General features: G+C 30.7%; 14 protein-coding genes. All 14 read left to right on the top strand.

Annotated features, from left to right (window positions below):
* The first annotated feature begins 120 nt into the window (after positions 1-120).
* The 14 genes from MWU65_RS12050 to MWU65_RS11985 all read left to right on the top strand — a co-directional run bounded on the left by MWU65_RS12050 (position 121) and on the right by MWU65_RS11985 (position 11,200).
* Positions 121-1,857: a DUF4375 domain-containing protein gene (locus tag MWU65_RS12050; RefSeq protein WP_247078258.1), complete on the top strand. Its 1,737-nt coding sequence runs from the start codon at positions 121-123 to the stop codon at positions 1,855-1,857.
* Between the two features lie 220 nt (positions 1,858-2,077).
* Positions 2,078-2,491, top strand: a complete 414-nt coding sequence (locus MWU65_RS12045; RefSeq protein ID WP_247078249.1) for a contact-dependent growth inhibition system immunity protein — start codon at positions 2,078-2,080, stop codon at positions 2,489-2,491.
* Positions 2,492-2,611: 120 nt separating this feature from the next.
* Entirely contained in the window at positions 2,612-3,226 is a 615-nt protein-coding gene (locus tag MWU65_RS12040) for a hypothetical protein (RefSeq protein ID WP_247078247.1), read from the top strand.
* A gap of 219 nt (positions 3,227-3,445) precedes the next feature.
* Positions 3,446-3,856 carry a hypothetical protein gene (locus MWU65_RS12035; protein ID WP_247078245.1) on the top strand — a complete coding sequence of 137 codons (411 nt, stop codon included), beginning with the start codon at positions 3,446-3,448 and terminating at the stop codon, positions 3,854-3,856.
* Positions 3,857-4,081: 225 nt separating this feature from the next.
* Positions 4,082-4,555, top strand: a complete 474-nt coding sequence (locus MWU65_RS12030; protein WP_247078243.1) for a hypothetical protein — start codon at positions 4,082-4,084, stop codon at positions 4,553-4,555.
* Between the two features lie 144 nt (positions 4,556-4,699).
* Positions 4,700-5,251 (top strand): hypothetical protein, encoded by a 552-nt coding sequence (locus tag MWU65_RS12025; RefSeq protein WP_247078241.1) that lies wholly within the window; start codon positions 4,700-4,702, stop codon positions 5,249-5,251.
* A 219-nt stretch (positions 5,252-5,470) separates the two neighbouring features.
* Positions 5,471-6,082 (top strand): hypothetical protein, encoded by a 612-nt coding sequence (locus MWU65_RS12020; RefSeq protein ID WP_247078239.1) that lies wholly within the window; start codon positions 5,471-5,473, stop codon positions 6,080-6,082.
* A 179-nt stretch (positions 6,083-6,261) separates the two neighbouring features.
* Positions 6,262-6,675 carry a hypothetical protein gene (locus tag MWU65_RS12015; RefSeq protein ID WP_247078237.1) on the top strand — a complete coding sequence of 138 codons (414 nt, stop codon included), beginning with the start codon at positions 6,262-6,264 and terminating at the stop codon, positions 6,673-6,675.
* Between the two features lie 160 nt (positions 6,676-6,835).
* Positions 6,836-7,366, top strand: a complete 531-nt coding sequence (locus tag MWU65_RS12010) for a hypothetical protein (protein ID WP_247078235.1) — start codon at positions 6,836-6,838, stop codon at positions 7,364-7,366.
* Between the two features lie 60 nt (positions 7,367-7,426).
* Entirely contained in the window at positions 7,427-8,047 is a 621-nt protein-coding gene (locus MWU65_RS12005) for a hypothetical protein (RefSeq protein ID WP_247078233.1), read from the top strand.
* A 298-nt stretch (positions 8,048-8,345) separates the two neighbouring features.
* Positions 8,346-9,104: a hypothetical protein gene (locus MWU65_RS12000; RefSeq protein ID WP_247078231.1), complete on the top strand. Its 759-nt coding sequence runs from the start codon at positions 8,346-8,348 to the stop codon at positions 9,102-9,104.
* 327 nt (positions 9,105-9,431) lie between these two features.
* On the top strand, positions 9,432-9,740 hold the full coding sequence (locus tag MWU65_RS11995) for a DUF3784 domain-containing protein (protein WP_247078229.1): 309 nt from the start codon (positions 9,432-9,434) through the stop codon (positions 9,738-9,740).
* A 2-nt stretch (positions 9,741-9,742) separates the two neighbouring features.
* Positions 9,743-10,099, top strand: coding sequence for an SdpI family protein (locus MWU65_RS11990; RefSeq protein ID WP_348646036.1), 357 nt, complete (start codon positions 9,743-9,745; stop codon positions 10,097-10,099).
* 210 nt (positions 10,100-10,309) lie between these two features.
* A complete protein-coding gene (locus MWU65_RS11985) occupies positions 10,310-11,200 on the top strand; it encodes an ester cyclase (RefSeq protein ID WP_247078225.1) in 891 nt (296 codons plus the stop codon).
* The last annotated feature ends 353 nt before the right edge of the window (positions 11,201-11,553 follow it).

Here is an 11,553-nt window from a genome sequence, read left to right as displayed (position 1 = left end):
AAAATTAAAATAAAACGGCCAATAACACGCGTTATAATTAATGGCCCTAAAGTATAAGCCTGAATAAGGGCCACTAATCATAGCGCTATCGTTAGCTATAATGTTGAACAAACATCAAGAATGAAAAGAATACTTACCATTTCAATCATAATGATAAACTTATTAAATCTGTTCGGTTGCAAAGCCCAAAACGAAAATGACCCTTATTGGGAATTTAATGAAACCGAACATTTTCGTCCTGAACTGAATAAAGGCGAATTCTTCAAATTAAACGGTTTTGATTTTGGCTGGTTTGTACTTGAACCAATATCGAAATTCATAAAAGACAAAGAACACGAAATTGAACGTGGAAAATCTTTATCGTATGGACAGAAAGCACTTTATTATTGGTGGTATTTAGATGCTCAAGTTACAAATGGTGGATTTGTACAATTCTATTACAATGGTTACGGACCTTATATTCCTACAATAATTAAAGGCTTGGAACATATTGGAGATACTGAAATGGCCAACCTTGTCAAGAAAGCGGATAAAATCTATCAGAAAAACAAAAAACTAATGGACAAAGCTCAAGAAAGTGATTTGTTCGGGAGCGACCTTTATGATAGACTTGACGAAATGTCTTTGCTTGATGACAAGTATTATGAAATGAATGAAGAGACAATGTCCTTAATTGAATCTTACATTCGTAAAAACCCAAACGAAATATGTCTTGACGAAGATGGAAAAGAATTTGACCTGACTTTTACTGGACTTTGCAAGACCTTTTATCCTGACAAAAAAGTTAAAGAAGAGTTTTACCTTGAACAAGGTGTAATAAATGGAGAATTCAAATCCTTTTATGAAAACGGAAAGCTAAAAGAACAAATAGAATACAAAGAAGGAGAACAAACTGGAGAGCGAGAAGAATTTTTCGAAAATGGAACACTAAAATATAAGGTTGTAAAAGATAAACCTAATGAAGTTCTAATACATAAATGGTTCTATGAAAATGGAGCCCAGAAAAAATTAGAAACAAAAAAAGCTGATGGCGACCAAAACTTTGGCGAATCAAAAGAGTGGTATGATAATGGACAACTTAAAGAGCAATCGAATTTCATTGATAATACTACAAGGACTGGAAAATGGCTGAAATTTTGGAAAGATGGAAGTAAAAAACTGGAAGCAGATTTTAAAGAAGGTCAAGTCTATTTTGAAAACTATTGGAATGAAAAAGGAGGGCAAACTTTGATAAACGGAACAGGACTTTATATAAACGAATGGAATTCATTTAATAGCACAACCATATACGAGACTGAATACAAAAATTACCTCAGAGATGGCAAATCAAGAACTATCAGAAAAGGTTTAGTAAGTTTAGAACAAGAATTTAAAGAAGGTAAAGAAAACGGTATTACAAGAAGTTATTACGATAACGGAAATTTAGAACAAGAAACTGTTTATGAAAATGGCAAAGCTATTTCATCTAAAAAATTTCCAAAGTTTACAAATCCAAAAGTCAAAACAAATATTATTTCCAAAATATGCGATGGGTGTTATAAAGACTATGAGGATTATGTACTTCCTGACAATCAACCAACACTAAAAAATGACCAAATAATAGCTGAAAAATTTAAGGCGGAAAAATCAATTTTTGATGGATATGGAGATGACCATACATTATCTTATGGTTACTATTTATTTGTTAATGAAAAAGGGAGTGTCGAGGACATAAAATTTGCTGTTGCAAGCAATATGTGGTTAGATGAGCAAGTAAAATCAAGTATGTCTGAATTAAAATTTGAACCTGCTTTAAAAGGTGGAAAGTCAATAAAAAGTATACATTATGTTCGATATGAATTAAAGCTGACTGAATAAAACACTATAGCTAACAATGTATATAAAACATAGCTATTATAGGCTTTACGAGAGGTTTGTGTGTATTTGTAAAGTCACCAAATTTTTAAATTTGGCTTTTAAAATAAAAAAGCAAAAACAAAACATAAAAATTCGGCTTGTGTATAATCCGAAAAGTTAGCGTCTATTTGCACGCTACGTTTCATATACTAACCGTTGGCAACAAGCTGAAATCACTCTTATGGAAACAAAATCAATCGAACAATTAGAAAAAGATATTTGGAAAAATCCTTCCGAATTTCCGACTGATTTGGTTGAAAAATGTTATCATTATCGGAAAATCAGTATTGCGGTATTGACAAACGAACAGATAAGACTTCTGATTTCTCAAAAAATCGGAATTGAATATCTAATCGGAATCGCACTCGAAAAACTCGAACGGAATATTTTGACCGAATGTGATTTTTATGAAGGCGATTTACTTGTTGCAGTTTCGAATTTATCGAATGAATTTTGGAATGAAAATAAAACTGAATTTCTGACTTTTAAAAATATTGTGGAACGGAATTCGGAATTAATAAAAAATGAACTCGGAGAAAATAAATTTGACCGAATAAATGAAAAAATAAAAGCCAGTTGCCAACAACGTATATAAAAAATTGCTGGTTTCTTGCTAAAACAAAGGTCGTTGCACGTTTGCTACGTCTGATTTTCCTTCGGAAAATCCTCGCACGCAAACACGCAACTTTCCATTTACAAAACCGTTACCCAACATATGAAAAAAACGATATTGCTTATTTGTATACTTCTTTTATTATCCTTTAATTCTTGTTCTCAAAGTCACACTGAAAATGGAATTATTGAAAACGGAATATATAAATGCAATCTAATCGATTGGAACATTAAAATTCCCGAAAATTTCAAAGTTAGAACTTTAAAACAAAAAGAAGACCTCGAAGATGTTGGTTACGAAAAAGTCAAAGGCAATACACCAGACGGAATTGAAGTACGTAAGAACAGGTCAGACCTAATCGGATTTGAAATTGACGAAAGAAATTATTTCTCATCGTCTTTTGAATCATTGGAAGGAACAAAGAAAATGTCTCTTATGGAACACCAAAAATTTGTTGACGAACTTCTTTCAAACACTTACTCAAAAATTAATGGAATCCAATTTGAAAATAGTTTGAATACTGAAAAAATTGGAAAATATGATTTTTACAGTATAGAAACGAAAATATATAATGCAAAAACAAATGAACTAGTTTTAACGCAATTGATTTACAACAGTTTTGTTGGAGAAAATTTATTTAGTATTTCAATTAATTATACGGACAAAAGGGTTTATGAAATATTAGATAATAACTTTAGAAACTCATTAACCGAATAAATACGTTGGGTAACAATGTATATAAAAAATAGCGCAAGTCGTTGCTAACACGGAGGCTAGTGCATTTTTGGAAAGTCGCCAAATTTTAAATTTGACAAATTCCCAAAAATAAAATAATTAGTAAAATTTAAAAATTCGGCTCGTGAATAATCCGAAAATTATCGCTTATTTTCAGCGCTACTTTTCATATACGAGACGTTGTGTAGCATTTAAAAAAATATGATGTATCTCGAAAATTTTGAGCCAATAAAGAAAATCATACTCGATTTGGAGAACGGTAAATTGGACGTTGCGACGGCGTTATTTCAAATTAAAAAGTTATCGGATAAAGAAATTACTGAATATGATTTATGCAATTATTGGAGAAGTGAAGGACTTGATGAATTTGTTCGGACTTTAGCAATGCCTGAATTGGAGAACTGGAATAAAATAGATGATGAAAGAGCTTTGGAATTGATAAAAGAAATGATTGAAAAAATTAGTGATACAGCACTAATGGTTCGGAACTCAACAGCACTTGAAAAAAGATTTAAAAAATCATCTGGAACCGTTATGGAATTAGTTTTCCAGACTGGTATGGAAATCGAAATATTGAGTGAGTTAAAAAAAGACACGACTATTCGACTGTAAAAAAACGCTACACAACACAACCTATAGCAAATAGGGCATAAAGTGTTAAATTTAATTGCTTGGTCTTGTTTACTAAGTCCGCCAAATCTTTTGGATTTGGCTTTTAAAATGAAAAAGATAAAAACAAAACAAAAAGCTTTGGCTGCGAGCGCAGACGGAAACGAAAAGTTTCCTTGCCTGCCCTACTTGCCATAGCCGCACCGTTGGCATTAATTTAGAAAAACGTTGATAAACGACACAAAACCAATATTTACAAAAGATGTGATTGACTTTAAACAAAGGTTTTTAAAATCGTTGGTCGCTCCTTGGGTTTTTATATGGATTGGACTTTTGGTATTCTTTTCTTTTCAAATCTCGTTTTTATGGATAATGGCGACCCTTTTTGTGGTGACTTTTATTCTTATGAATTATAAAGCAACGGAACATTTTATTACGAAAGCTGAATTGAAAGATAATTCTATAGAGTTTACATACTACAATTCTAAAATGGAAAGGAAAATTACTGATATCCCAATAAATGAATTAACAGTTGAATATTATGGAAATGGTATAGGGATTTCATCACTTGTCAGTGACCATATGAGAATTGACCGAAAAGGATACACGATAATAAAGCAATATAAAACAGACGGCTGGACACTTGAATTCTTGAAAGAAACAACTGAAAAGCTGAACGAGATAAAAAGAATTAAAAACTAATGCCAACAATGCCTATAATTCAGTCTTGCATTTTTCTATAAAGAAAATTTAGTACTTTTAATCTGGCTCGATTCCGATTCTGAAAAATCCTAACGGATTTCCCAGACCGAAATCATAGCCTAAACGTTGTATGCCATTTAAAAAATGAACAAACGAACCACATTTTATCTGGGACTTATTTTTTTAACCTTACTTCTTTTTTCGTGTAAACCAGTATTAAATGAATCAGAGGAATATCAAATTATTTCAGAAATCTTAAATCACTCTTACGGACACGAAACCGACGATGAAAACGGACTAGGTTGGATTGACACATCAGAATCTTATAATTCTCTTCGTGTAAGAAATCATACAAATCTTAGAGAGCTAGATATCAATATATTGAACGATTATCTTAATTTCAATAAATTGTCAGAGTTTGCTATTGAAGATTTTCAAAATTACAAGGAGTGGGATATTAAAAAAATCAAAGAATATAATCGTTACCGTTTAGAAACTGATTCCGACAAAAATAACGACAGTCGATACATCGGGACAATACAATTTTCATCAATCATCTTCAATCAAGATTTAGACAAAGCATTAATATATACCGTTTACTATTGTGGCGGGGAATGTGGAGAAGGACTAGTATTTCTCTTTACGAAAACGGACAAATGGAAAATCGAAAAAGTTGAATCCTTATGGGTCTCCTGAAATAAAAACGGCATACAACAATGCCTAAACGTAATGCGGGCTTTTGAGCTAAATCGAAAGGTCTGTGTATATTTATGATGTCGCTAAATCTTATGGATTTAGCTTTGGAACAAAAAAGAAAAAGCAAAACAATAAGCTTTAGCTACGTCGGCAGACGGAAACGAAAAGTTTCCTTGCCTCCGCACTACGCTTAGCCCAGCCGTTGGCAATAATTAAAAAATGAACCCGAGAAGATTAAGAATATTTGAAAAAAAGAAAGGAATTTATATTTCTCCAGAAAATATTGTTGCGATTTCTTGGACTGCTTTAATATTTCTAATTTATTATTTAAAAGAATCATTCGGATTTAATTTTAAAGGTTTCGAAACTGGAATTCTTATTCTTGGAACAATTTACATAATCGGACTTATGATTAGTACTTTTTTTAGATATGAAAGAGAAATAGGAGAATATCGTGGGAGAATAACTTTTTACGAAAATCGGGTAGAAATTCAAAATAATGAATATAGTCTTGAGGAAATACAGAAATTGGAATTTTTCTCAACTTTTGATGTTAAAGGAGATTTTACAAACAATCTTTTAGAATTTACTCCTCACCTTTCAAATGGCTTGAATAATCGTTTTATTTTGACTTTGAAAAACGGAAAACAAATTGAATACAATTTTTTACAAACCAAATCTGAACAACTTAAATTCTATAAAGATGTGTTAACGAATTATCATAAAAATGGAATTATTAGCTGGTTAGAATTATTGAATATTTTAAACATTGAAAATTATAATGAAATTCAGAAATTCAAAAAAGAAATAACTATTGCCAACACCGTATAAACTTTATTGCTGGCTTTTTACTCACTTGCGAAAGTCCTCGCGGACTTTCTTGGTTTGTGTTTTATTTACTAAATTAGTTGCTTAAAACACGCCACTAATCATACACAAAACAGTTAGCTTTAATTTTGAAAAATCGTTGAAGGAAGAGGATGAAACGAGATGAAATTTTAATCATATCCATGACTTTAATTGGATTTGCCTCATTATTAGTATGGTTTGGACACCTATCTTTTGGAATTTTTCAAAACTCGAAACCAATTATCTTTGAAACTCCAATTACTGGAGTTATCAACGACCTAAACCAGTACAAAGGATTCACTTATATTCTTCTCGAACATGAAAATGAGTATTGGAAAATAGATGGTAGCAAAAATTATGACTATTCCGAGCCTTTTATTGCCGATTTTTTACTGAAAGGAGATTTTTTGGAAAAAAATAAATGCTCGGACACACTTTTTATTAAAAGGGATAATCAAAAATTTCATTTCTTGATTGGCGACGTACTTTATAATAGCAAAACGGGTTCGAAAGAATTCATTGAATATTGGCGAAATCAAAGACGAATTATAACGGAAAAAAGTGATTGTAAATAAAAAAACTAAAGCTAACAATGCCTATAATTCAGTCTTACTGTTTCGTAAAATAAAATTTAGTACTTTTAATCTGGCTCGATTCCGATTCTGAAAAATCCTAACGGATTTCCCAGACCGAAATCATAGCCGAACCGTTGGCAGCAAGCAAAAAACACAGAAATTGAAAATAAATTTAGACTTCAAAGAAAAATTAAAATATTACAAAATCACTTTGATTTTTATATTTATTGGAGTTTGTTGTCTGACTTCAGAAATCGAAAATTTTAATTTTGAGATTAGAGAAATTGGCACTTTGGGAAAAATTGGTATTGCAGTTATAACTATTGGAATGTTAAACTTAATTTATCTTCATAGAAATCTTTATTATTTAAAATCTCAATTTAAAATAGAAAAAACTGAATTTAAAAATAGATTACTTAAGACTGCCGAGGAAAATGAATGGGAAATAAACGAAATCAATTCTTACTATTATATTTTAAAAACCAATCGCTACGATAAATTTGAAAGAAATGATTTTTTGAAAAAAAATTATTGTGAAAAAATTTACGTGAAAATCGATAATCCATTAATATATTATAAAAGCGTTAATGATTTTGATTCAGATCTTGCTATTAGAATTTCAAGTGGAGAAAATAAATTAAACGAGAAGTTAATAAGAAATATACTAATGCCAGCTGCCAACAATGTATAACCGCAATTACGGCGGATTCGATAGGTTATTAGACAGACTGCCGTTGTAAGTAATTTAAATATGAAAAAAACTATAATATTATTATTTCTTTGCAATTCAATATTTTGTTATACTCAAAATTATAAATTTAATATTTTAACAAGATATAAATCCTCTAATGGCTATTTAGAAACTGTCGTTTATTCTAACAAAGAAAATGACAACTATTTCTTAAAGTTAAAAAAATATAAAAATGAAACGATTGCATACCTTACTGATTTGAAAAATTTAAAAAAACACAGATTTAAAGTAATAGAAAGTAAAGGAAAGTTAAACGAAATATTTTTTCAATTTGTGTATTTAGACACAGATATTTATTACATAAATAACCCATTCAAGGATAACTATTTTAAATTTGAAACTGAAAAATCAGACAGTTTATCCAAAATTGTAAAAATGTCTACAATTAATAAGAGACAAAAAATAATAAATAATTCAGAATTAAAAATCAAAAAATATTCACATAACTTATTTCCAGTCTTTAGATTTAGTTGCTTACATCCTTACGAAGATGCTGTAGAGAAAAAAAACATAGGAACTGGAATTGTGCAGAGTTATACTTCAAATAATAAAAAAAATAGTATATATATTTATCTTGACTATTTTAAAGAAGTGAATTTAGAACTGAATGTATTACAATAAAAAACTACTTACAACAACATATAAAATGCATGCTTAGGCTTAGCCCTAATTTGCAAAGTAAATGTATATTTACTCGTGGATTCCCTGCCGGGAATCCTGTCGATCGCCTTACGTCGCACGACACTTTATATAACCATTGTGCTTTATTATGACAAACCGCTAACCAATGATATTGCTGAAATGAAGTATCGTGAAGCGATACCAAACATCTAGTAGATGTTTGATGGAAGCACCCCGAAGGGCTAAGAGAACATTTGCTTGATATACCCGCTTGCAGAGAATTTAAAACAGAGAAATTATGATCAATTTTTTTAGAAAAATCCGCCAAAAAATGCTGACTGAAAACAAATTCAGTAAGTATTTGATTTATGCTATTGGAGAAATAATTCTTGTGGTTATCGGAATTTTGATTGCATTGCAATTGAATAATTATAATGATGCCTTAAATAAAAATGATTTTGAACGAAAGGCCCTTCTTAATCTTAAACTGGATTTTGAGTACAATCAATCAGAATTAAATAAATCTATTGCAGAACTAAAAGAAATTAAAAAAAATAGTTTCATAATTCTTGATAATACAGGTAGTAAATATCAAGCTTCATTCGATATCGATAGTTTACTGCAATCGGTTGGAAACGTTCCAAAATACTACCCTCAAAATGGGTTTTTATTGGATTTAATTAACTCGGGTAATCTCGGTATAATAAAAAACGATATTTTACGGAATAAACTTTCTTCTTGGTTACCAACACTTGAAACATTAAAAGACAGAGAAAAATCTGTAATTGATTTTTCTGATGACTTTATTAGATACATTATTAAAAATGGCAGTTGGTTAAATTCTGATGAAAAAACCAATGACGAAGAAATTACTAAAATAAGATTTCCTAAATCAGGATTTGAAATAAACAATAATGATCTACTCAAAAACATTGAATTCGAAAATATCGTTGAAAACCTGATTGTATATAAATCATTATTACTTGATAGACACGAAAAATGTATTGAACTGAATAAGGAAATAATTAACCTCTTGGAAACCGAAATTAAAAAATAACGAAAGCACAACAATGGCTCCTATGAAAAGCCCTAGTCCAGTTCTCTACAGCTAATTAATAGTTTCTTTGTGAATTGAGTCTTTCGGTGTTTTATAAATCGCGCTCTTCCTGTTTTTTTTCAATAATAGCCTGAACCTACTTTATGGGTCATAGATCTGGTTATACACCTGAATGTTAATAGGGTGTGACTACAAATACTTTTATAATACTAAAAAATCCACTAGATTAGTACTCCCCCTATAAAAGAAATAACAGTACACAGACCGATAGCCGTATATTGTGGTGCATTAAAAACGAAACGTCAAAATTCAGAAAGATAGATTACTATGATTGTAGCAGCTATAATATTTATCATACTCGGAATTTTAATAAAATATGGAAAAATGTACTGGCTGATTGCTGGCTACAATACAATGCCGAAAGAAGAAAAAGAAAAATACAACATTGAAGGAATAGCAAATTTATTTCGAAATGTAATGTTCGGTATGGCTTTAATTATCATTTCTGGGTATCTAATAGCTGAATTGACTGAAAATCCCAATATTCAAAATTATGCTTTTTGGACTTCAATGATTATCGGAATACCATACTTGTTAATAAAATCAAACTCGAACAAATATAAAATCAAAAATTAATAATGAATTTGCCCTTTGACAATCCCTTATTTCTAATTCCGTCATCGTCTGGAATAATTTTTATGCTCGCAGGATTTTTAATGCTAAAATTTCCACCGAAAAAAATAAATGGACTTTATGGATACAGAACTTCAAGCTCGATGAAAAATCAAGAAAGATGGGATTTTTCTCAAAAATACTCTTCCATTGAAATGGTTAAACTTGGCGCGCTTTTGACTTTAAGTTCAATTATTGGATTAATATTTAAACCTGAAGGCAAAATAGGAATGTTTTTAGGATTGGTATTAATGATATTGATGGTCGTATTTTTATTAATACGAGTTGAAAGAGCAATTAAGAATAAATTTACGAACGAATAATAACGACACCACCACAATGGCTATAAGTAATTGCTTGTTCTCGCCTACTTGGAAAACCCTACGTATTTCCCTCCAGTTCGTTCCATTTTTAGTAAGTTAGTTGCTTAAACACACAACTAAGCATTCACCAAATATGGTCTATCAATAAACAGCGTAAATCAATTTTAAGCTGTAGCCCTATTTCAGGACAAGACATTAAAAAATCCAATTATGAAAAGAACATTGAGTTTTACCCTATTATTTCTTGTAACCGTTTCTAGCTTATTTTTTAGTTGCCAGTCCAATCCAAATAAAACTGAATTAACCGAAAAGGGTATTGAAGAAGTAAAAACACGAAATCCAGAAGAAAAAGAATTAAAAGCCCTTGTAGAAAAGCTATTGTTTGCTGTAGGTAATTCTGATTGGCAGACTTTGGATTCCATAGTTTCAAACAAGGCAAACTTGGGAAGTGCAACAATTAGAGATGGCGTCTCCAAAAATTCCGTTATCACAATTGGCGAATATTTTGAAACACAAAAAAACAGAGAACGGCAGCCCTTTTACGAACCCGTAAATGAATACAAAATCCTTATAAATCAAGACCAAATTGCTTTTGTTTGGGCCGATGCTACGCTGTATAAATATGGTGTTCCACGTACAAATAACATCGATAATTTCACCCTAATCAAGGAAGATGGTGAATGGAAATTCATTAATATTTCATTTACAAATACACGCTTACCAGAAGAACTGCAAAAATTTGATTTAGAGGCTTTTGCCAAGAGTTATGCCCAAGTATGGAGCAGCCAAAGACCCAATTTTGTCTCCTACTTTTTCGCTGAAGATGGCGTTCTACAAATAAATGATGGTATACCAGCAGAAGGTACAAAAGCAATAACAAATATTGTTAAAAGTTTTATGGAGGCTTTTCCTGATATGGTTGTTTCAATGGACAGTCTTACTACCAACAAAGACAAAACAAAATTTCATTGGACATTTACTGGAACTAATAATGGACCAGATGGAAATGGGAACAAAGTACGTTTTAACGGCTTTGAAGAATGGACTATAAATGAGGAAGGGTTAATCCAAGAATCAAAAAGCTATTTTGACAATAAATAATACGAGAGGCAACTTAAATTTGGCACAGACAAAAAATAACTGCTGCCAACAAGGGTAACCGTTGCCAGTAATTAAAAAAAACAGTCCAAATTCAAAAATAGGATGCCTTGGGTAGGCCTATAGAACAATTATTTATAGTACACCTTATAGTACACCTTAATGGCTTTAACATTGTTAATATCATATATAATGATTAGCTTTGTAACTCCTTAATTTTTAATACAAATGGCAGCAGTTTACTTTGAATATACTGAAAACAATCCTTTAGGGTTAGCTGTGTCATTACCATACTTACATGACGATATTTTTTTAAATAATTCAAAAGAGTTTATAAATTAATCCCTGTTCGACTC

Origin of the sequence: Cellulophaga sp. F20128, from assembly GCF_023015805.1 — a bacterium.
Classification (GTDB): domain Bacteria; phylum Bacteroidota; class Bacteroidia; order Flavobacteriales; family Flavobacteriaceae; genus Cellulophaga.
The sequence above is the reverse complement of the archived record's forward strand: the minus strand, read 5'-3'. Positions and strand labels throughout refer to the sequence as shown.

What these genes read in the sequence shown, in the direction of transcription:
- MWU65_RS12050 (WP_247078258.1), top strand. Translation starts at nt 121, where the DNA reads ATGAAAAGAATACTTACCATTTCAATCATAATGATAAACTTATTAAAT.
- MWU65_RS12045 (WP_247078249.1), top strand. Translation starts at nt 2,078, where the DNA reads ATGGAAACAAAATCAATCGAACAATTAGAAAAAGATATTTGGAAAAAT.
- MWU65_RS12040 (WP_247078247.1), top strand. Translation starts at nt 2,612, where the DNA reads ATGAAAAAAACGATATTGCTTATTTGTATACTTCTTTTATTATCCTTT.
- MWU65_RS12035 (WP_247078245.1), top strand. Translation starts at nt 3,446, where the DNA reads ATGATGTATCTCGAAAATTTTGAGCCAATAAAGAAAATCATACTCGAT.
- MWU65_RS12025 (WP_247078241.1), top strand. Translation starts at nt 4,700, where the DNA reads ATGAACAAACGAACCACATTTTATCTGGGACTTATTTTTTTAACCTTA.
- MWU65_RS12020 (WP_247078239.1), top strand. Translation starts at nt 5,471, where the DNA reads ATGAACCCGAGAAGATTAAGAATATTTGAAAAAAAGAAAGGAATTTAT.
- MWU65_RS12015 (WP_247078237.1), top strand. Translation starts at nt 6,262, where the DNA reads ATGACTTTAATTGGATTTGCCTCATTATTAGTATGGTTTGGACACCTA.
- MWU65_RS12005 (WP_247078233.1), top strand. Translation starts at nt 7,427, where the DNA reads ATGAAAAAAACTATAATATTATTATTTCTTTGCAATTCAATATTTTGT.
- MWU65_RS12000 (WP_247078231.1), top strand. Translation starts at nt 8,346, where the DNA reads ATGATCAATTTTTTTAGAAAAATCCGCCAAAAAATGCTGACTGAAAAC.
- MWU65_RS11995 (WP_247078229.1), top strand. Translation starts at nt 9,432, where the DNA reads ATGATTGTAGCAGCTATAATATTTATCATACTCGGAATTTTAATAAAA.
- MWU65_RS11990 (WP_348646036.1), top strand. Translation starts at nt 9,743, where the DNA reads ATGAATTTGCCCTTTGACAATCCCTTATTTCTAATTCCGTCATCGTCT.
- MWU65_RS11985 (WP_247078225.1), top strand. Translation starts at nt 10,310, where the DNA reads ATGAAAAGAACATTGAGTTTTACCCTATTATTTCTTGTAACCGTTTCT.